We start from the raw sequence: 20,310 nt of genomic DNA on the forward strand, positions 1-20,310 counted from the left end.
CCTTAAAATTTTAATCTAATGTACTTATTAGCTTTTAAAATCTTCTTGCGCAACAAGGCAACCTATTGGAGCATTGCTCTTTTGCTGGTAACAGGAATAGCAAGTATACATATCGGTAAAAAGTTTGTAGAAAAACAAACCCATATGATCGAAAAAACAGCTCAGATACAAAAAGACCATATCAAAAAACATGTAGGGTTTTTCAATAAAGAAATGGGGCTATTAATGTATTATCTGCGCTTTTCGGTAGTTAACCAACCTCCTATGTTAAGTGCTATTGCCATAGGTCAACGAGATATCAACCCGGCAGTTACCGGGGTAACCATTCGAAATTTAAATGAACAGATCTATGATACCGACTTAAATAACCCTTCTAGTTTATTACTTGGAAATTTAGACCTCAATTTTGTTTTCATCTATCTGTTTCCCCTCATTATTATCGTGTTTTGCTACAATATCGTTTCAGAAGAAAGAGAAAAGGGAATTTGGGGTTTAACAAAAATTCAATCTAAATCTGTAATGCAGGTGATATGGATGCAATTTAGCATTCGGATGCTGGTAATCTATGGCGTAGCTATCCTTCTCATTGCTTTTGCGGCTATTTATCTCCCCTTACCTGTTAACAAACCATTAGTAGCCTCCATTATTTTATTGTTCGCTTATCTGCTCTTCTGGTTTGCCATAGCCTTCTTGATCGTCTCATTTGGAAAAACTTCCAACTATAACACCATTACCCTGCTTACCGTTTGGATCACCTTGAATATCATTGGCCCAGCCTTTCTCAATTTATGGGTAACCAACAAATACAACATGCCTGAGGCTTTAGAAACAGTGATCCATCAACGAGAGGGCTATCACGAAAAATGGGACATCGAGAAACAGGTAACGATGAATAAATTTTATGCACATTATCCTCAATTTAAAGCTTATGTTCTTCCTAAAAAAGAGTTCAGTTGGCTATGGTACTACGCCATGCAACAAATGGGCGATGACGATGCGCAACAATCAGCAGATCAAATGCTTCAAAAAACCATCAAAAGAGAACAGTTTACACAAAGAGCCTCACTTTTTATGCCTAGTTTATATGCGCAATTGCAACTGAACGAATTTGCCCAGTCTGACCTGAACAATCACTTGCACTATTTACAATCCGTAAAAAAATATCATGAGAAATTGAGGCTAGATTTTTATCCGCTAATTTTTGGAGAAAAACCTGTGAACAGCATAAACTGGAATGCTTTCGAGATGAAACGTTTTACAGAAACCTCAAGTATTGGCCTAACTCAAACAGTGTTGCCCTTACTTTTATACACGTTCTTATTTGGAATTTTGGGTCTATTCTTTATGAAAAAAACTTTATTTAAACTTTAACAACTCTACCTATAAACACGCTTTTATGTAAGCATATTAGCGTGTTTTTTTCACCCACATGCGCCAATCCTAAATCATATCACATTTTAACCCCAACATAAACACAACAACCACCTACCAAACTTAACAAACCATAAAAAATTGCTACTTTGTGGATTATTCACATCAGCTATCCATTGACTATCAATTTCAAAACTTTAGGGCTTGTTATATTTTTGCTTTTTTCGGCTTCGAAAATCAATGCACAAATCTGTATGGGCGCCTTGGGAGACCCAGTAATCAATATTGATTTTGGCAGAGGAACTAATGGAATTGGTCCACCCATTAGCGAAACCAATTACAGGTATAAAAATGGCAATCCAGAAGATGGTGAGTATACCATCGTAAAAACTACGGCTGGCTTAAACCCTGGCTGGCATCAAAACATAGTTAACCATACTCCAAATGACCCTAACGGCTATTTCATGGTTGTTAATGCCGATTATAACAAAGGCGTATTTTATCAAAAGAGCATCAATGTTTGCCCAAATACCACTTATGAATTTGCTGCCTACATTATCAATATCCTGATTAACCCAGGTATTAAGCCCAATATTAAGTTTTCTATTGAGTACAACTCCACCAGTGTCGAAATCCTTACCAATGACATTAGAGAAGGAGGGCCTTCAGATTGGATCAAATACGGAACGGTTTTTACTACGCCTGCAAACGTAACCTCGGTTACCTTAAAAATGACCAACGAAAATCCAGGTGGCAATGGTAATGATCTCGCTCTAGACGACATTACCTTTAGGCCATGTGGACCAGAAATCAAACCCATTATCAATAACAGTGTGGTTTCGGTTGCAGACCTCTGCGAAGGTCAAAACAGCAGCATCAATTTATCTGCTCAGGTTTCTAATGCATATACAAGCCCGGCCTACCAATGGCAAGAAAAATCAACAGGTGTATGGAAGGATATTGCAGGTGAAAACCTTATTCAAACTACAATTAACTTTTCTAATGCAAAATTGGGAAGCTATCAATACCGTCTGCTTGTTGCCGAGCAACAGAACATCAACTCAGCAAGTTGTAGAGTGGCTTCTAGCGATTTCATTATCAATGTAGTGGCCTATCCTAATCCTACTGCTTCAGTTACGGGCAGCCTTTGCATAGGTAGCGATATACAATTACAGGTAAATGGTAGTACCAATGAAACTTTTAAATGGACAGGGCCAAATGCCTACTCTTCTACACTCCAAAATCCTATTTTAAACAATGTCAATAGCAATAGCAGTGGCATTTATACGGTTGAGGTAACAAACTCAGCTGGCTGTGTCAAAACCAGTCAGATCAATGTTCAGGTATTGCCACAAGTAAATGCAAAAATTAACCTCAGCAATACAGCCATTTGTGTCGGAAGCAGTGTTAACCTCTCGGCTACTGGCGGTACCTCTTACAGTTGGTTGCCTGTTGAAGGTTTATCAGACCCAACTATTGCCAACCCCATTGCCTCTCCACTACAAAACACCAATTATACGGTTACCGTTTCTAATGGCAATTGTTCTGCTACTGCTTCAGTTCAGGTTAATGTGTTAAAGTTAGCTGTTGCTGATGCTGGTGAAGATAAAAAACTACTTTTTGGCCAATCTGCAACCTTGAATGGCAAAGTGGCGGGCGATAACATTACCTATACTTGGAGCCCAACCACTTACTTAGACGACCCCACTAAACTCAATCCCATTGCTTCGCCTCCAAAAGACATCACCTATACCCTTACGGTAAAATCTGGCTGCAATGAATCAGTTGATGAAGTATTTGTAAAAGTATATCCTAAAATAGAAATCCCGAATACCTTTACGCCAAATGGCGATGGGATCAACGATAAATGGAACATCCCAGCTGCAGAAGCCTTTCCAGCCCCACAGTTAAAAGTCTTTAACCGAGAGGGACAGATTATTTACGAAAGCAAGGGACCTTTTAAAGCTTGGGACGGCAAATTTAAAGGTAAAGATCTCCCTACAGCAACCTATTATTACACACTTTACCTAAATGATGATTTTAAACCATTTACAGGCTGGGTGTTTTTAACGAGATAAAATCGATTATTTCAGTTCAATTATCAGCTAGAAATACTATTTTTGAACAAATGTATATCATCAAAGTAAAAGGCATAGCCAAAATACCCGACTACGTACAACTCAGAGACGAGAAGTTTACGCTTTTGGCTTATTTTAGGGTAGATCGCCCCGACAAGTCATTAGACAAATTGGGCTTTGGCGATAAACTAGATTACATCATGAACATTATTAATGACTTGCCTTTTGGACAGGTTACTAAATTAGATATTTAAACATGGCAGAAAACATAGTAATCAACTTACAAAATGTTGATGTTTTTCAACAGAAACACTTGGTCTTATCAAACGTAAACCTTGATATTGCCAAAAGTGAATTTGTTTTTTTGATAGGACAAACAGGTTCTGGAAAAAGTAGTTTGTTAAAAATAATTTATGGCGATCTCCATATTGGAAATGGAAATGGAAAAGTTGCTGGCTTTGATCTAAAAAACCTGGCCGATAAAGATGTACCATATCTACGCAGAAAATTGGGCATTGTGTTCCAAGATTTTCAATTGTTAAGCGATAGAACTGTTGAACAAAATTTAGAATTTGTACTAAAGGCAACCGGCTGGACAGATAAAAACCTAATTAACGAGCGCATTAAAGATGTATTAGAAAAAGTAGGTCTACGTTCTAAAATCAAAAAAATGCCTCACGAACTTTCTGGTGGCGAGCAACAGCGTGTGGTAATTGCCAGAGCTTTGTTAAACAACCCAGAGATCATCTTGGCAGATGAGCCTACAGGTAACCTCGATCCTGACACTTCAGAAGAAATTGTATTGTTATTGAAACAGATCAGTCAGAGTGGAACTGCCGTTTTAATGGCTACCCACGATTACCATATTATCCGCACCTTCCCTTCACGTATCATTAAATGCGAAGGTGGTGTAGTGCATGAAGATGCACAAATTGCCTAGTACAATTCTGACAAAATTTTAGATTTCAGCCATTCTGTTCACTAATCCATAATTTTAGCTGACAGCATGGCTGATTTTTGTTATTGGCAAAACTTTTGCGTTCGAAGAGCTAAAACACGAGTATACAACATGTTTAATAAGAAGAAAAAGGAAGAAGAACCGGTTATCGAAAATAATCAGGCTGAGCAAGAAATAGAAAATGCACAAAACGAAGAAAACGTAGCTACAGAACCTACGGTAGAGTTGAGTGCTGAAGAAAAATTACAACAAGAAAACGCTGCTTTAAATGACAAGTACTTGCGTTTATTTGCAGAATTTGATAATTATAAACGTCGTACCCAAAAAGAACGAATCGAATTATTACAAACTGCAGGCAAAGATGTTGTAGTATCATTGCTACCTGTTTTAGATGATTTTGAACGCGCTTTAAAAGCTACTGAAAATACGACAGAGGTAAGTGCTATTCGCGATGGCATTATGCTGGTTCAGAGCAAATTGAAAAGCATTTTAAGCCAAAAAGGATTAAAAGAGTTAGAAAGCATCAATACAGTTTTTGATACAGATATACACGAAGCAATTACCAAAATACCTGCTCCATCTGATGATTTAAAGGGTAAAGTAGTTGACGAATTAGAAAAAGGATACACCTTAAACGACAAAGTAATTCGCTTTGCAAAAGTAGTAGTAGGTAGTTAATACAATGAGCAAAAGAGATTTTTACGACATACTTGGCGTAGCTAAAAACGCATCGGCGGAAGAGATTAAAAAAGCTTACCGCAAATTGGCTATTAAATATCACCCGGATAAAAATCCTGATGATAAAGCTGCAGAAGATAAATTTAAAGAAGCTGCAGAAGCTTACGAGGTGTTGAGCAACCCTGAGAAAAAACAACGTTATGATCAATACGGTCATGCGGGTGTGGGTAGTGCAGCTGGTGGCGGTGGCTACGGCGGGGGTGGCATGAACATGGAAGATATCTTCAGTCAGTTTGGAGATATTTTTGGTGGTGGTGGCAGCCCATTCGATAGCTTTTTTGGTGGCGGTGGCCAGTCTCGTGGTGGCGGTGGCCGTAGAGTAGCTAAAGGAAGCAACCTACGCATCAAGGTTAAATTAACTTTGGAAGAAATTGCACATGGTGCTGAGAAAAAAATAAAGGTAAATAAACAAATTACCTGTAAAACATGCGATGGTACTGGAGCAAAAGACAAATCGTCTGTAAGCACTTGTAAAACTTGTGGTGGTAGCGGTGCAGTACGTAGAGTTACCAATACCATTTTAGGCCAAATGCAAACTACTGCAACGTGCCCTACCTGTCATGGTAGCGGACAGCAGATTACTGCAAAATGTGGCGCATGCCATGGCGATGGAACAGTTCGTGGCGAAGAAACCATTACCATTAACATTCCTGCTGGTGTAAGTGAAGGGATGCAATTGAGCATGGCTGGTAAAGGAAATGCTGCTCCAAACGGAGGCGTACCCGGCGACTTGATCATCTTAATTGAAGAATTACCACACGAAACCTTAAAACGTGAAGGAAACAACATTGTTTACGATCTACATGTAAGTATTGTTGATGCCGCTTTAGGCTACAGTGCAGAGGTACCAACTATTGATGGAAAAGCGAAAATTAAAATCGAACCAGGCACACAAAGTGGAAAATTACTCCGCTTAAAAGGCAAAGGTATTCCAGAGATCAATTCATACCACCGTGGTGATGAAATTATCCATGTCAATATTTGGACACCTAAAGTATTAAATGCTGAAGAAAGAGCCATTTTAGAGAAATTAAGAGAATCTCCAAACTTTAAACCGCAACCCGGTAAAAACGACAAGAGTTTCTTCGATAAAATGAAAGAATATTTCGAATAAAAAGAAAGCCTTCCAAAATCTGGAAGGCTTTCTTTTTACAATTAACTACTTTAACAGCAAAAATTCAAACTCGGGCTTTAAAGTTTCATTGAAAAAATGGTACCCACGTAGGCATTACCTGTTGTACTATTTTCAAGTGGAGCTTCTTGCTGATTGATCAGCAATTTCTCAATCTTCATCTCATTAACCTTTAAATTAAGTTCGTACAATTGATTATCGCCCAATTTCAAATAAAAGGTATCATTAATGCTTTTTGCCGATAGGGCTATTTCCATAGAAACCAATTGACTGTAGTTAAACAACTGGTTGGTACCATAAGCAAAAGGTGGCCTAAGCCTAAATTCAAGCTGTTTAATTTCACCATTCGCATCTTTGCGGTAAAGCTGTATTTGCTCTTTGGCAAAAGCACCAGCAGTAGTTGCGCTTAGCAAATCACCTCCGTTGTTATTTTTAATCACTAAGCTTAAGTAGGGCACATTAGAAATTGGCGAACAGGCACAGAGCCTATCCACATCACTGATCTTTTTACAGCCTAAATTGAGCACAAACAGTGCAACAAATGCGAGGAGAACTTTTTTCATATTGGTTTGGTTTATCAAGCTAAACGAACAAACAGTTCCATTCGCTACACTCTCACCAAAAAATACAAGCTATTCTTTTATCATCTTAAAAAAATCTTCTCGGTAGGTTTCCCCTATCGGTATAGATTGATCTGCAATAGTGATGTTATTCCCATCAATTACCCGAATATGCTCCGTTGATACAATGTAAGATCGATGCACCCGATAAAACGGAGGTTGCGGCAACTGGTCTTCAAGCTCCCTTAGGGTTTGATAAGTGATGATCCTTTGTGCGGTTGTGGTATAAATAGAAACATAGTTTTTCAACCCTTCTACATACAGAATTTCGCTGTAATTGATCTTAATGAATTTATTTTTGGTGTCGCCCTTAATAAACATAAAATCGGCAGTGGCATTGGCTACAGGTACATTTTCTTTCTGAACCGGTGTCACCCCAGCAGGCATCAATAATTGTTGTGCCTTTAAAGCAGCTTTATAAAAGCGTTCGTAAGAAACAGGCTTCAATAAATAATCAACCACATCTAAATCAAAACCTTCAAGTGCATATTCAGAATAAGCAGTGGTTAAAATAACTTTACATTTACCACCGGTAATTTTCAAGAATTGAATTCCGGTAAGCTCTGGCATTTGGATATCCAAAAAAACCAAATCTACCTTCCCTTCTTGTACCAGATTTAAGGCTTCAAAAGCACTCGTTGTACTTCCAACTAAAGTTAAAAATGGTGTTTTATTAATGTAGGTAGCAATTATTTCTGAAGCATAAGCCTCATCATCTACAGCAAGACAACGAATCATATCTTATTCATTCTGTTAAAGTTCACGTCCAATTTTTGGGATAAATCCATTAAAATATAAATTCTTGTTTGCATAATCTCCCATTCTAACAATGATAACATTATTATCAGGATTTACATAAACGATTTGCCCTAAAATTCCTTCGGCACGGTAATCATTGGTTTTGACCTTAACAGCGTAGCTACCATTGCTCATTTTTTTAATGGGTGCATTTAATTTCAGCTTGTTCAATGCTTGAACGGCACTTACCGAATCCTTAAAATAACGGGTATTGTTATTGGCCCACCACTGGTTTTTATAACCTAGCTTAGCCAGTACATCGGCGTTTGTAGTGGTATTGATCCATTGTGTGCTTACCAATTGTTTACCTTGCCAATTTCCTTTTTTAAGATACAACCTACCCAATTTTGCAAAATCGGCTGCTGTAGCATTTAAGCAACAAAATGCTTTTACTGTTTTCTGGTCGTCAAGGCTCCAAATTGCATCAGATTCTGCACCCAAAGGGTTCCATAAATATTTCGACAACAATGCAGGTACCTTCTCTCCACTTACACGTTCTAATATGGCTGCCAACAATTGCGTATTGATACTTTGATACTCAAAAGATAAACCCGGTTCCCGTTTCATCTTCAGCTTGGCTATCTGATTGCGAAGTGATGAACCGTAATACAATTTGGCAATACCAGCAAAAGGAGTTTCTTTATTTTCGTCAAAATCTAAACCAGAGCGCATATCTAAAACATGTTGAATGGTCAATTTACCAAAACGTGGATCATTTTTCTTCAGCTCTGGCAGGTATTTGATCACCAGATCATCAGCACCAGTAATCAGACCTTTGTCTATGGCCATACCCACCAAAGTACCAATGTATGATTTGGCTACAGAGAAACTTGGATGTAAGGTATTTGCATTGAGCTTTTCGGCATAACGCTCGTAGATGATACTATCATTTTTAATCACCAAAAATACGTTCGTATTGGTATTTATCAATTGCGTATCTAAATATTTGCTTAACTCTTGGTATTTCTGTTGACCGATTGCCTGGGTAAACCTAAAAGGTACAACAGCTTTATCAATCTTAGTTTTGGCAAACTTGGCACTATCACTAAGGTCGGGCTGCCACCATCTTAATGCTCTAATAGGTGCACAACTGCTCCATAGGCCAATTGCTATCAAACCCAAACATATTTTTTTCATATCAATTTATTTATTGAGGTTTTATGGTCACAACTCTTTTTTAGTCTTTTGTTAACAAACCCAGGAGGTAGCTAACCTTCTCATTTTTTCGATTTACTTTTTGACAGGTTAATGATCAACGTAGTTTTATACGTATTTCCATTGTTCGAGATCAGTAGCTCGTGCTGATCAGGATAGATCAAATCCAGTCTTCGGTGTACATTAACCAGACCTACCCCACTCGAGTGGTCTTTTTGCGCATGGCTGATCTTATTGCTCACTTCAAAAGCCAAACGTTTATCACTTACCGATAATGAAATTTTAACAGGTTGCGAAGGATCGTTAATTACACCATGTTTAAATGCATTTTCTACAAAGGGAATCAATACCAATGCAGCAATCTCATGTTCTTCACTTAATCCTTCGGTTTTAAAGTTGACGTAGAAATTAGGTTCAAAACGCATTTCGAATAAAGCAATATAACTTTCCAAATATTCTACTTCTTTAACCAACCGCACTTTACCATCAGGACTTTCTGTTAAGGTATACCGCATCAGATCTGATAAACGTAACACTGCATTGGCCAATTTATCAGAAACTGGAATAGCCAATGAGTATACATAGTTTAAGGTATTGTACAAAAAATGAGGATTGATCTGCGATTTTAGAAAAGCAAGCTCGGCCTTAATGGCTTCATCTTTTAATTTACGATTGGTAGCCTCATCTCTAAAATTCTGTTGTACACTATATACACCCAGTGCAATAGCGATATAAGAAAAACCAAAATAGATATTATCTGCAATATAGTAGCGAATGGTGGTACCCTTTGCATAATTATTAAAACCAAACCATTGTGGATAAAGCACTTCTTCAATCAAATAACGGAGCAAGATAAACGAAGCCAATGCCACCAAAATTCCCATAATTAACTGAGGCACTTTGCTCCGTTTCAAGTAATTAGGATAGACCCATAAAAAACAGATATAAAACTCTACCAATTGTATAAAAGACATAGAGCTATCTAACGCAATGTACAAAAAACTAGGTTTTTTGATAAGATAGCCTCCATATTGATAGGTTAATATAATTGTCCAGCAAAGGATGTGGATTAAAACAAGTCTAGTTCTTTTCATGCAATAAAACTATAAAAAGGTTTTAGAACAGCATAGTTTTTGATGCCAACCCCATCAAAAATTATCCCAACACCCTTGTTTGAAGGACGAAGCCCTTTTTGATGTAAAAAACCGATTGGGATAATATTTTGGGAGCTTCGTATCATTTAATTGTACAAGGTTGGGCTATTGTGAACCTTTGGACAACAAATCAAAAACATCATGAAAAAGTTAATCACCTTAATTATTGTTCAAGCCTTATTTACTTTAGGTTTCCTATCTGTTTCAAATGCCCAAACCATAAAAAAGAAACAAATCTTGTTAATTGGCACCTTTCATTTTAATAATCCTGGCGCCGATGCCGTTCAAACAAATGATTTTGATATAAGGACTGCAAAAGCACAACAAGAATTAGCGCAAATTAGCAATCAGATCAAAAAATTCAATCCCAATAAAATATTTGTAGAATGGGAATACTATGATCAAAAAAAATTGGATTCTCTTTATCAACTCTACTTAAATAACCAATACGAAAACTATGTAGAAAAGACCTACAAAAATAAAGGAGCTTATGCCATGTATGCCAATAACGAAATTTTTCAACTGGCATTTAGAGCCGCTAAAAAAACTGGGCTAAAACAAGTAAACGGGATCGATTATCCACTACCAATGCCTTTCGACACAGTAATGAATGCCATCAAAGCTGCCAAACAGGATGATGTAATGGCTGAAATTTCTGCCTACACTACCACTATGGGCAAAGAAGCCAACCTCAAACGTAAAACCATGGGTTTAACTTCATTGATCCTCGACCTTAACACCGAGCAAGCTAGAAAAATCAATAGTGGTTTTTACATCAAAACCTTAAACAGAGCTGGCAAAACAGACAATTTTGGAGGAGCTTTTTCAGTTGCAGAATGGTACAAAAGAAACCTGTACATGTATAGTCTAGTTCAGAAACAGATGCAATCGGCAGCTCAAAAAGCAGTGATCCTGCTAGGAGCTGGACACATTGCCATCATTAAAAAATTTATTGAAGATGATGGCCAATATGAAGTAGTTGAACTTAAAGACATTATGAAAATTAAATAATCAAGGTGCAACGTATCGCATAAAAACCCCGTCATTTCATTTAACCACAAACAAAACCTTAATTATGAAGATCCTTTTAAAATTATTTTTAAGCCTACTCCTATTGTTATGCTTTAACCTTGTACAAGCGCAAACCTTTAAAATAACTGGCAGCGTAGTAGAACAAACCAAAAAACAAACCCTCGAATTTGCATCAATAGCTTTAGTCCGCTTACCAGATTCTAGTGCCGTAGGTACGCAAATGACCAATCAATTTGGGCTATATGAATTTAAAAACATCAAACCGGGCAAATACCAGATCAAGGTATTAATGATGGGCTACGAAAAACAAGCCTCTAGCCCATTTGAACTAAAAGACGGCGACCATAAAGTTGCTCCTATTACCCTACAAAATAGAACACAAAGCCTAAAAGAAATTGCAGTAGTATCCAAAATGCCTGTAATTGACCAAAAATCCGACCGTACGATCGTTAATGTAGAGCAGATGAACACCACGGGTGATAATGCATTGGAAGTTTTGAGCCGTGCCCCAGGTATCAAATTAGATAAAGATGATAACCTGATCTTAAAAGGTAAAAAAGGAATTACCGTAATGATTGATGGTAAAATAAGCTATATGAGTGGTGGCGAATTAACCACTTACCTTAAATCTCTACCGGGTTCTGTATTGAGCAAAATAGAATTGATCTCTAATCCACCATCTTCTTTTGATGCTGCCGGAACAGGTGGTTTCATCAATATCAAATTGAAAAGGAACAGAATGCAAGGTATCAATGGCAATGCCAATTTAGGCGGAGGATATGGCAAATACGAGAAAGTATATGGAGGTACAAACCTTAACTATAATATTGGTAAAATTAGCAGTTATGTGCGTTTAAATGCTGGGCGATACAATTCCTTTAATCGTTTAACCCTTAACAGGCAAATTGGCGATGAACAGTTTAACCAAGTTAATTTCTGGCACCCTATTACCAGCAGCTTAAATTATTCTGCAGGTGCAGATTATTTCATCAACGATAAACATACCATTGGGGTAATGTTTAAGGGTTTCAATTCGCCAGACGAAACCGATGTAACCAGCAACTCTCCAAATTACAATGCCCAAGGTGTTAAAGCTGGTAATGTAGCCATGCATAACCCACAAACCAATAAATCTGGCAACCATGCACTTAATTTAAATTACCGTGTTAAAATTGATACCCTTGGCAAAGAATTAAGCTTTGATGCCGATTATGTCTACTATCAAAACGATAAAAATGAAACTTTTACCAATACTTATTTTGATGCCAATGATCAGTTAAAAGGGCCACCGGTTGATCTCCGCAACTTTGGTAATGGTGATATTTCTATCTACGCTTTGAAATTAGATTACATCCACCCTATTTCTAAAAAAATGAAATTTGAAGCAGGTTGGAAAAGCAGTTGGGTAAGTACCAATAGCAATGTTCGTTTTGATTCCCTAAAAAACGCAATGTGGATCAACGATCCTAAACGTACCAATCGTTTTCTATACAATGAGAACATCAATGCAGCTTATGCATCTGTAGAACAATCTTTCAAAAACTTAGAGATCAAGGTAGGTTTTAGGGTAGAGCAAACTTTAGGTGATGGATTTTCATCGGGTACCAGTACCGATATTGTGCGTAAGTACTGGAAAGTTTTCCCAACCGTTTCGGCTTCGTTTAAAGCCAGCGAGAACAATCAGCTTACTGCTTCTTACCGCAAAAGTATCAATCGTCCATCGTATAGAAGTCTTAATCCTTTTACTTTCTATACAGATCCATATACTGCTTTACAAGGAAACCCGTTGTTACAAGCTTCTTATGCAGATAATTATGAGTTTAATTACAGTTATAAGAACTACCGATTATTTACCTTGAGTTATGCCACCACAAATGGTTCAGAATCTGAGGTCATTTATCAAAACAATGAGACTAAAGAAAGTATCAGTCGCCCAGAAAACTTGAACAGGGAAACAAGTCTATATATGGCTACTGGCAATCCTTTCGACGTTGTGAAATGGTGGAACAACAATACAGAGCTTTATGCCCAATATAACAAAACGAGTTCTCCCATTCAAGGTTCGGGTTACAATGCTTCGCAATGGAGTTGGGGTATCAGTACCGACAACACCATTACTTTACCTAAAGATTACGTATTTAATGTGTATGCTTATTATCAGGCGCCCTCTGTTTCAGGCTTATTTCGTAATTTAGAAGCATATGGCATCAATGTAGGCGTTAAAAAGACCTTTTGGAAAAAGAACGCAACCATTGCCTTAAAGCTAAATGATGTATTTGCTACCGGAATGTTTAGGGCTACCCTTAATTACAATAACATCAATACCTATTGGAAAAACGAGTGGGAAAACCGCAAAGTTTCTTTAAACTTAACCTACAAGTTTGGTAACATGAAAATCAAAACTGCCCGCAACCGCAAAACCGGAACCGGAGAAGAAGAAGGAAGAGTGGGCGGAAACTAATATAGCGTTAGTCTAGTTGGTCGAGAAATGTTTTCTCGACCAATATATTTAAAGTCGAGATTACAAATCCCGACCAACTAATCATAAATCCCGACTAACGACCAATACAAAAAATACTTCGACAGGCTCCACATGACAATCTTCTAAAAAATCGCAAACCCAACCTATTCCCTATTTCCCATTTCCTATTCCCCATTTTCTATTTCCTACTCCCCAATTAACCATCATCGTACAGATTCCAAAAAAAGCGTAACATATTTACGGTTCCTGCATCTTATATTTACTAAACAAAAAAACAAATTCATAAAATGCTTAGCGTAAAAAATATTGTAAAGCAATATGCTACGCACCGCGCTTTAGACCAAGTAAGCTTGGAAGTAGAAAGTGGAAAAATATTTGGCCTTTTGGGGCCTAATGGTGCTGGCAAAACATCTTTAATTAGAATTATTACCCAAATTACGGCTCCAGATAGTGGAGAAGTCCTTTTCAATGGTCAACGTTTAAATGCCGATCATATTTCTCAAATTGGTTACTTACCCGAAGAACGTGGTCTGTATAAAAAGATGGAAATTGGCGAACAGGTGTTGTACCTTTCCAAACTAAAGGGTTTAAGCACTGCCGAAGCCACCAAACGGATTAAATTCTGGTTCGAAAAACTAGAAATGAAAGATTGGTGGGGCAAAAAAGTAGAAGATTTGAGTAAAGGAATGCAACAGAAAGTGCAATTTGTTGCAACTGTATTGCATCAACCAGAATTAATTATTCTCGACGAACCTTTCTCTGGTTTCGATCCGGTAAATGCCGATATCATTAAAAATGAAATCCTTGAACTGAACAAACAAGGCGCAACCTTTATCTTCTCTACCCACAGAATGGAAAGTGTAGAAGAGCTTTGCGACCATATTGCCTTAATTGACCGTTCTAAAAAGATCTTAGACGGCAGTGTTGACGAAATCAAGGCTACCTACCGCAACAATACCTATTGGATTGAGTACGAAGGCGATTACAATGCCGAAAGCTCGAAAGGGATTTTTGATGTTTTACAAACTGAAAATGTAAAAGGAAAAACCTTGATCAAAATACAATTACAGCCCAATAAAACAGCCAACGAGGTTTTAGCAACCTTGTTACCATATGTTTCTATTAGCAAATTGGATGAGGTTATTCCAACCATGAACGATATTTTTATTGATAAAGTTAAAAGACAAGACTATGAATAAGATTTTACTCATTATACGCAGAGAATATTTATCGAGGGTAAAGAAAAAATCGTTCATTATCATGACGTTTTTAACTCCACTCCTCATCGCCGGGATTTACGGTTTGATTGGTTATTTTACTTACAAGGGCATTAGTGATACACACGATAAAATTGCGGTAGTAAGCACCAATACTACCTTAAAAGAAAAACTGGCCTCTGATAAAAATACCGAATACATCTATGTAAATCAATCATTGAGCGAGATGAAAAGCTCCATCAAAAAATCTGATTACGACTACGTATTGTATTTACCCGAATTTACCTTAAAAGAGCCAAAAGGGATTGAACTGTTTGGTGTTAAACAAGCAGGGTTATCTTTAAACAATAGAATTGCTCGCGATATTGAAGAACTGATCCGTACCCAAAAATTAAAGGAATCTGGCATTGCCCAAAGTGACCTCGACCAATTGAAAACATCGGTTGATATTGAAACCAAAAAGATTGCCACTGAAACTGGAAAAGAAGAATCGAGTAGTGCGGGTGCCAGTACCATTATTGCTTTTATAGCAGGTATATTGATGTTCATGTTCATCATGTTATATGGCATCCAAGTAATGCGTGGTGTAATTGAAGAAAAAACAAGCAGAATTATTGAAGTAATGATCTCTTCTGTTAAGCCTTTTCAGTTAATGATGGGCAAGATTATTGGGATTGCTTTGGTTGGTTTAACACAATTCATTTTATGGATTGTTTTAACGTTTACCATTAGCACCATTGCTGTAACTGTTTTTGTAGACAAAGGTGATGTGAAAAAAATTGCAGCTTCAACACAGGCTGGCAGTCAACTGTCAACAGGTACTCAAATTGCTACCCCAGCGCAAGGTCCAATGGCCGATGTACAAAAGAGTTTAGCAGGCCTAGATTTTGGCAAAATTGTAACGGTATTTATCTTCTTCTTTATTGGAGGCTATTTATTTTATAGTGCCTTATATGCGGCAATTGGCTCTGCCGTTGATAGCGAAACAGAAACGCAACAATTTATGATGCCCGTAATGATGCCACTGCTTTTGGGTTATGCCCTCTCTTTAAGCGTGGTAACCAATGATCCTTATGGCAACGTAGCTTTCTGGTTATCGATGATCCCTTTTACCTCTCCTATTGCCATGGTGGTACGTTTACCTTACGGTGTACCGGGTTGGGAATTGGCTTTATCCATGATCATTTTAGTAATTGGCTTTGTAGGCACTGTTTGGGTAGCCAGCAGAATATACAGGGTTGGTATTTTAATGTACGGCAAAAAAACCACCTTCAAAGAAATGTTCAAGTGGTTTACCTATAAAAATTAATTTTTCAAACCGTCAAGACACAAAGTTTACCAAAATAACTTGGTGTCTTGGTGGTTCATATCGCACATGCAAAAAGCAATTGTTGTTGGGGCAACATCAGGTATTGGTAAGGCTTTGACTTTGCTACTGGCCAAACATCACTATACGGTTGGTATTACAGGCCGAAGAGCTGATCTCTTAGCCGAACTGAAACAGGAGAACCCTGAAAATTTTCATGCTTTAGCTTTCGATGTAGTCGACTTTGAACAAACAGCAGTAAACCTGAACCAACTGGCAGAAAAACTGGGTGGTGTTGACTTATTGATCTATTGTGCTGGAGTTGGCGAACTCAATGCATACTTGGCTATTGATTTAGAACTACCAACTATTGACGTAAATGTAAAAGCATTTAACCAAGTAGTGGTTTGGGGCTACAAACAATTTGAGCAACAAAAAAAAGGACAGATCGCTGTGATCACTTCTATTGCCGGTTTAAGGGGTGGTGCCATTTCTCCTGCTTACAATGCCAGCAAAGCTTATCAAATCAACTATCTTGAAGGATTAAGGCAAAAAGCAAACCAACAGAAGCTGGAAATTACTATTACAGATCTAAGACCAGGTTTTGTAGCTACTGCAATGGCCAAAGGCGATCAACAATTTTGGGTTGCTGAACCAGAGAAAGCTGCATTGCAAATATTTAACGCCATTAAAGCTAAAAAAAGCGTTAGTTATATCACCAAGCGATGGAACATCATTGCGTGGCTTTTAAAACTGATGCCCAGATTTTTATACCAAAGACTATGAAGATAGCCGTAATCGACCTCGGAACCAATACTTTCCACCTCCTTATTGCCGAACAAAATGGCAATGAATTGCAAGTGATCTATAAAACAAATCAACCTGTTAAACTGGGCGAAGACATTACCAAAAACAACCTCATCATCCCCTCTGCATTTAAAAGAGGAATTGTTTGTTTGCAAGAATTTAGAGCCGAGATAGACAAACAGGGAGTAGACTTGGTTAAGGCAACAGCAACTTCGGGTGTACGTAGTGCCATAAATGGTTTAGACTTTGTTGAGGCCGCTAAAAATGAAGCAGGTATCCATATCGATATTATAGATGGTGATGAGGAAGCCCAATATATTTACGAAGGTGTAAAATGGAGCGGCGCCATTACAGGTAAATCATTGATTATGGATATTGGTGGTGGAAGCACAGAATTTATCTTATGTGATGAGCAGCACCTGATCTGGAAAAAGAGTTACAACATTGGTGCAGCAAGATTGATGCAGGCTTTCTTTAAATCTGATCCAATTAATGAAGCAGATCAAGATTCCATTCTAGATCATTTGACCAATGAATTGAAGGACCTTATCTTCATTTGTAAAACACATCTACCTCAAACATTAATCGGTTCGGCTGGTGCTTTTGAGACTTTTGCAGGCATGATTGCACCCGATCTTAATATCAAAGAAATCAGCACCGCAGAAATTGCCATAACGGCTTATCGCAGATTAGCTGAGCAGCTAATTTCGGCCACGCATGAGGAAAGAGCTAAAATGGAGGGCCTGATCCCACTACGTGTAGATATGATTGTAATGGCCTGCCTACTGACCAACTATGTAATTGACCAACTAGGCCTAAATGAGCTCAAACTCTCTACTTACGACCTAAAAATGGGTGTACTAGCTAGTTTGAAGGATTAATCAATTTAATAGCTGGTCTTTGCATTAATGGTTGTTGTATAATAATCTCTCCCATTAACATTGGAGATGTCGATACTTCGATCAATTTTTGTTTTTCTTTTGAAGGATTAAAAGGCATGGTGGTTAAAACAACTCCCTCATGTATAATGCTCATCTGTTTATACTTTGGGTTAAAATTTGCGGCTAATTTGATTTCGTATCGACCACTTTCATCAGTAATGCCAAATAATTTGGTTTGGTTGATACTTACTTTTGCACCTACAACAGGTTTTTTTTCTTCATTTACGAGGTACCCATAAATCTTCTGCACTATTAAGGGTTTGTTCCCATCAGACAAAGTAATGGTGCTTTTTTCAATCCTAATTGGTGCTGCTTGTGCAAATGCTGCTGTATCAAGCATAAAAATACTTGCTCCTATAGCCAATACACCTAGGTATTTGACCCAGTTGCGGGTTGGTTCGCTTAGCACCAAATGGTAGTTCAGCTGATCTAGTTGCGCTTGGCTTAAGCGACCGCAAATCGAATCTGTAGTACTGGTTAATTTTTGGATGATCTCTGCAGTACTATATTCAGAAAAATCAATGACACATTTATGGCAGGATTGGCAAAAACGCTGTCTTTCTCTCTTTTCCATTTGTGCCCAATTTTGGTCACAAGGTTTTTCAATAGTGTATGAGGTCGATGCTTTCATTTGTTTACTTTGATAAATGATGCCACTTATCAAGGAAATTCACAAACGAAATTGAAAATAATTTAAAATCTAGGTTTAGATATCCAAAAGCAACAATTGTTGGTATAGTTTTTCTGTAGGCAGCCCCATTACATTGGTATAAGAACCTACCATACGTTCTACTACAGCTACTCCAAACCAATCTTGGATGCCATAACTTCCAGCCTTGTCATAAGGTTGATAATTGTCGATGTAAAAATCTATTTCATCTTCTGTTACAGCTCTGCAATGTACTTCAGTCAAATCGTAAAACGATACCATTTTTTTGTCTTTGATCAAAGTAACTCCTGTATACACTTCATGTTTACAACCAGATAACTTCCGCAACATTTCTTGTGCATGTGTTCGATCACTTGGTTTACCTAAAATCTCTCCGTTAATGGCTACAATAGTATCGGCAGTAACTACAATCTTGTTTGCGGCATGGCCAAAAGCATTGGCCTTAAGTTCTGATATGTAAACAGCAATTTCTGCAGGACTTAAACCTTCTGGGTAGGTTTCATCTACCTCTTTCAGTTCAACCGTAAAATCTAATCCCAATAGTTTCATTAATTCTTGTCTGCGGGGCGATTTTGAAGCCAGAATAATGGGTTGTTGCTGTTTGTACATGTTTCAAATTTTCTGCTAAAATAATAAAGCAAAAGGTAATATAACAAGAAAAGCGACCATAAGTCGCTTTTCTTGTTTATCAAAATGAGGGGTTAATTATTGACCGCCACCACCTTGTCTTTCTTTCATTGCTTTTTCTCTAGCCGCTTTCACTTCATCTTGCCATGTTTTGTAAGCTTTTTTCTGATCGTCGTTTAAAAGTGCAGTAATTTTAGCATCAGTTTCAGCTGTCATTTTTTGCATTTTTTCCATCATTGCTTGTCTATCACCACCTGCTTGTGCTTCTTCACGCATTTTTTTCTGAGCTTCTGCCGCTTCAGCATAAACTGCAGTTGCTTTTGTTTTCTGCTCGTCAGTTAATTTAATTTTTTCGTCTAATTGTTTTACTCTTTCTTCTGGAGTAGCTTGAGCACGACGTTGACCGCCTTGGCCACCTTGTCCACCCTGTTGTGCATTAGCGAAAGTTACTACACTGAATAATAATCCGCAGATAATCATTAATTTTTTCATGTTGTTTTTGTTTTTTAAGTGTTTTTGAAGCGTTTTGGTTTTTATTTGAGCTCCAATGGTTTTGTTTTTGTCGTTATTAGAGTGAAAATAACGCCCAAGGTTTAATGGTATGCAGTAACTTAATTGTTGCATTTTAAACCCTTAAAAAACAGGAAGATAATTTTTTATTTGCTCGAATCGGCAGCAGAAGGATTGGGATCGAACCAGTTCAATTGAACCTTTAATACCTTTTCAATTACATCTCTTACGGCTGTTTCGCCACCTTTTTTAGGCGAGATGTAATGGGATATTTGTTTAATCTCATCAATGGCATCAATTGGGCAGGTGGCAATGCCCACCAATTGCATTACATGGTAATCGGGCATATCATCACCCATATATAAAACCTGATCTGGTTGAATGTTGTTTTGGGCCAAATAATTTTCAAATACTTCTACTTTATTTGCCACACCTAAATATACATCTGCTACACCCAAGCCATCAAAGCGCTTATTCATCGCTATTCCCTTACCTCCAGAAATGATGCAGATCTTATACCCTTTTTTGGCAGCTAATTGTAAGGCATAACCGTCTTTGATATTAAAAGTACGCAACAACTCGCCAGACTCTGAAGCAATTACAGTTCCATTGGTCAATACGCCATCTACATCAAAGATAAAAGTGGTAATATTTTTAAGGTTTTGTAGGAACATTAGTGAGTTGTAAGTTTTAAGTTGAAAGTTCAGGGTTCTG

At 37.6% G+C, this 20,310-nt stretch carries 20 protein-coding genes; 12 read left to right on the forward strand and 8 right to left on the reverse strand.

Going from position 1 to position 20,310, the window contains the following annotated elements:
• Positions 1-18: 18 nt before the first annotated feature.
• From AQF98_RS01320 to dnaJ, 6 genes are all read left to right on the forward strand, one after another.
• Complete coding sequence (locus AQF98_RS01320) at positions 19-1,371, forward strand: DUF3526 domain-containing protein (protein WP_055130113.1); 1,353 nt, start codon at positions 19-21, stop codon at positions 1,369-1,371.
• Positions 1,372-1,520: 149 nt separating this feature from the next.
• Positions 1,521-3,449 carry a gliding motility-associated C-terminal domain-containing protein gene (locus AQF98_RS01325; RefSeq protein ID WP_152969603.1) on the forward strand — a complete coding sequence of 643 codons (1,929 nt, stop codon included), beginning with the start codon at positions 1,521-1,523 and terminating at the stop codon, positions 3,447-3,449.
• A gap of 50 nt (positions 3,450-3,499) precedes the next feature.
• Positions 3,500-3,703, forward strand: coding sequence for a hypothetical protein (locus AQF98_RS01330; protein ID WP_055130115.1), 204 nt, complete (start codon positions 3,500-3,502; stop codon positions 3,701-3,703).
• 2 nt (positions 3,704-3,705) lie between these two features.
• Complete coding sequence (locus tag AQF98_RS01335) at positions 3,706-4,389, forward strand: cell division ATP-binding protein FtsE (protein WP_055130116.1); 684 nt, start codon at positions 3,706-3,708, stop codon at positions 4,387-4,389.
• Positions 4,390-4,518: 129 nt separating this feature from the next.
• A complete protein-coding gene (locus tag AQF98_RS01340; RefSeq protein ID WP_055130117.1) occupies positions 4,519-5,085 on the forward strand; it encodes a nucleotide exchange factor GrpE in 567 nt (188 codons plus the stop codon).
• Positions 5,086-5,089: 4 nt separating this feature from the next.
• Positions 5,090-6,259: a molecular chaperone DnaJ gene (dnaJ, locus tag AQF98_RS01345; RefSeq protein ID WP_055130118.1), complete on the forward strand. Its 1,170-nt coding sequence runs from the start codon at positions 5,090-5,092 to the stop codon at positions 6,257-6,259.
• Between the two features lie 77 nt (positions 6,260-6,336).
• On the opposite strand, the gene AQF98_RS01350 is transcribed toward dnaJ, so the two are convergent.
• The 4 genes from AQF98_RS01350 to AQF98_RS01365 form a co-directional block, all read right to left on the reverse strand.
• Positions 6,337-6,840 (reverse strand): hypothetical protein, encoded by a 504-nt coding sequence (locus tag AQF98_RS01350; RefSeq protein ID WP_055130119.1) that lies wholly within the window; start codon positions 6,838-6,840, stop codon positions 6,337-6,339.
• Between the two features lie 69 nt (positions 6,841-6,909).
• Complete coding sequence (locus AQF98_RS01355) at positions 6,910-7,635, reverse strand: LytTR family DNA-binding domain-containing protein (protein WP_055130120.1); 726 nt, start codon at positions 7,633-7,635, stop codon at positions 6,910-6,912.
• A gap of 15 nt (positions 7,636-7,650) precedes the next feature.
• Positions 7,651-8,832: a serine hydrolase gene (locus tag AQF98_RS01360; protein ID WP_055130121.1), complete on the reverse strand. Its 1,182-nt coding sequence runs from the start codon at positions 8,830-8,832 to the stop codon at positions 7,651-7,653.
• Between the two features lie 80 nt (positions 8,833-8,912).
• A complete protein-coding gene (locus tag AQF98_RS01365; protein ID WP_055130122.1) occupies positions 8,913-9,944 on the reverse strand; it encodes a sensor histidine kinase in 1,032 nt (343 codons plus the stop codon).
• Positions 9,945-10,145: 201 nt separating this feature from the next.
• On the opposite strand from AQF98_RS01365, the gene AQF98_RS01370 reads away from it, so the two are divergent.
• The 6 genes from AQF98_RS01370 (at position 10,146) to AQF98_RS01395 (ending at position 17,729) form a co-directional block, all read left to right on the forward strand.
• Positions 10,146-11,015, forward strand: a complete 870-nt coding sequence (locus tag AQF98_RS01370) for a DUF5694 domain-containing protein (protein WP_055130123.1) — start codon at positions 10,146-10,148, stop codon at positions 11,013-11,015.
• Positions 11,016-11,079: 64 nt separating this feature from the next.
• Positions 11,080-13,497 carry an outer membrane beta-barrel family protein gene (locus AQF98_RS01375; protein WP_055130124.1) on the forward strand — a complete coding sequence of 806 codons (2,418 nt, stop codon included), beginning with the start codon at positions 11,080-11,082 and terminating at the stop codon, positions 13,495-13,497.
• Between the two features lie 308 nt (positions 13,498-13,805).
• Positions 13,806-14,717: an ABC transporter ATP-binding protein gene (locus AQF98_RS01380; protein WP_055130125.1), complete on the forward strand. Its 912-nt coding sequence runs from the start codon at positions 13,806-13,808 to the stop codon at positions 14,715-14,717.
• The gene (locus AQF98_RS01385; protein WP_055130126.1) at positions 14,710-16,044 is read left to right on the forward strand and encodes an ABC transporter permease; all 1,335 of its coding nucleotides are present in this window, start codon (positions 14,710-14,712) and stop codon (positions 16,042-16,044) included. Before AQF98_RS01380 ends, AQF98_RS01385 begins: the two co-directional genes overlap by 8 nt.
• 66 nt (positions 16,045-16,110) lie before the next feature.
• On the forward strand, positions 16,111-16,827 hold the full coding sequence (locus AQF98_RS01390) for an SDR family NAD(P)-dependent oxidoreductase (RefSeq protein ID WP_055130127.1): 717 nt from the start codon (positions 16,111-16,113) through the stop codon (positions 16,825-16,827).
• Positions 16,824-17,729 carry an exopolyphosphatase gene (locus AQF98_RS01395; RefSeq protein WP_055130128.1) on the forward strand — a complete coding sequence of 302 codons (906 nt, stop codon included), beginning with the start codon at positions 16,824-16,826 and terminating at the stop codon, positions 17,727-17,729. Before AQF98_RS01390 ends, AQF98_RS01395 begins: the two co-directional genes overlap by 4 nt.
• Here the strand turns inward: AQF98_RS01395 and AQF98_RS01400 are convergent.
• The 4 genes from AQF98_RS01400 to AQF98_RS01415 form a co-directional block, all read right to left on the reverse strand.
• Positions 17,713-18,363, reverse strand: coding sequence for a hypothetical protein (locus AQF98_RS01400; protein WP_152969604.1), 651 nt, complete (start codon positions 18,361-18,363; stop codon positions 17,713-17,715). The two genes, AQF98_RS01395 and AQF98_RS01400, sit on opposite strands and share 17 nt — an antisense overlap.
• Before the next feature lie 132 nt (positions 18,364-18,495).
• A complete protein-coding gene (locus tag AQF98_RS01405) occupies positions 18,496-19,068 on the reverse strand; it encodes a nucleoside triphosphate pyrophosphatase (RefSeq protein WP_055130130.1) in 573 nt (190 codons plus the stop codon).
• A 96-nt stretch (positions 19,069-19,164) separates the two neighbouring features.
• Complete coding sequence (locus tag AQF98_RS01410) at positions 19,165-19,578, reverse strand: hypothetical protein (protein WP_055130684.1); 414 nt, start codon at positions 19,576-19,578, stop codon at positions 19,165-19,167.
• Positions 19,579-19,742: 164 nt separating this feature from the next.
• Positions 19,743-20,270 carry an HAD family hydrolase gene (locus AQF98_RS01415; protein WP_055130131.1) on the reverse strand — a complete coding sequence of 176 codons (528 nt, stop codon included), beginning with the start codon at positions 20,268-20,270 and terminating at the stop codon, positions 19,743-19,745.
• Positions 20,271-20,310 lie beyond the last annotated feature (40 nt).

The organism is Pedobacter sp. Hv1, from assembly GCF_001412215.1.
In the GTDB taxonomy this organism is placed as follows: domain Bacteria; phylum Bacteroidota; class Bacteroidia; order Sphingobacteriales; family Sphingobacteriaceae; genus Pedobacter.

Bases quoted from the DNA above. Each gene is read 5' to 3' on its own strand.
- AQF98_RS01320 (WP_055130113.1), top strand. From the start codon at position 19: ATGTACTTATTAGCTTTTAAAATCTTCTTGCGCAACAAGGCAACCTAT.
- AQF98_RS01330 (WP_055130115.1), top strand. From the start codon at position 3,500: ATGTATATCATCAAAGTAAAAGGCATAGCCAAAATACCCGACTACGTA.
- AQF98_RS01335 (WP_055130116.1), top strand. From the start codon at position 3,706: ATGGCAGAAAACATAGTAATCAACTTACAAAATGTTGATGTTTTTCAA.
- AQF98_RS01340 (WP_055130117.1), top strand. From the start codon at position 4,519: ATGTTTAATAAGAAGAAAAAGGAAGAAGAACCGGTTATCGAAAATAAT.
- dnaJ (WP_055130118.1), top strand. From the start codon at position 5,090: ATGAGCAAAAGAGATTTTTACGACATACTTGGCGTAGCTAAAAACGCA.
- AQF98_RS01350 (WP_055130119.1), bottom strand. From the start codon at position 6,840: ATGAAAAAAGTTCTCCTCGCATTTGTTGCACTGTTTGTGCTCAATTTA.
- AQF98_RS01355 (WP_055130120.1), bottom strand. From the start codon at position 7,635: ATGATTCGTTGTCTTGCTGTAGATGATGAGGCTTATGCTTCAGAAATA.
- AQF98_RS01360 (WP_055130121.1), bottom strand. From the start codon at position 8,832: ATGAAAAAAATATGTTTGGGTTTGATAGCAATTGGCCTATGGAGCAGT.
- AQF98_RS01365 (WP_055130122.1), bottom strand. From the start codon at position 9,944: ATGAAAAGAACTAGACTTGTTTTAATCCACATCCTTTGCTGGACAATT.
- AQF98_RS01370 (WP_055130123.1), top strand. From the start codon at position 10,146: ATGAAAAAGTTAATCACCTTAATTATTGTTCAAGCCTTATTTACTTTA.
- AQF98_RS01375 (WP_055130124.1), top strand. From the start codon at position 11,080: ATGAAGATCCTTTTAAAATTATTTTTAAGCCTACTCCTATTGTTATGC.
- AQF98_RS01380 (WP_055130125.1), top strand. From the start codon at position 13,806: ATGCTTAGCGTAAAAAATATTGTAAAGCAATATGCTACGCACCGCGCT.
- AQF98_RS01385 (WP_055130126.1), top strand. From the start codon at position 14,710: ATGAATAAGATTTTACTCATTATACGCAGAGAATATTTATCGAGGGTA.
- AQF98_RS01390 (WP_055130127.1), top strand. From the start codon at position 16,111: ATGCAAAAAGCAATTGTTGTTGGGGCAACATCAGGTATTGGTAAGGCT.
- AQF98_RS01395 (WP_055130128.1), top strand. From the start codon at position 16,824: ATGAAGATAGCCGTAATCGACCTCGGAACCAATACTTTCCACCTCCTT.
- AQF98_RS01400 (WP_152969604.1), bottom strand. From the start codon at position 18,363: ATGGAAAAGAGAGAAAGACAGCGTTTTTGCCAATCCTGCCATAAATGT.
- AQF98_RS01405 (WP_055130130.1), bottom strand. From the start codon at position 19,068: ATGTACAAACAGCAACAACCCATTATTCTGGCTTCAAAATCGCCCCGC.
- AQF98_RS01410 (WP_055130684.1), bottom strand. From the start codon at position 19,578: ATGAAAAAATTAATGATTATCTGCGGATTATTATTCAGTGTAGTAACT.
- AQF98_RS01415 (WP_055130131.1), bottom strand. From the start codon at position 20,270: ATGTTCCTACAAAACCTTAAAAATATTACCACTTTTATCTTTGATGTA.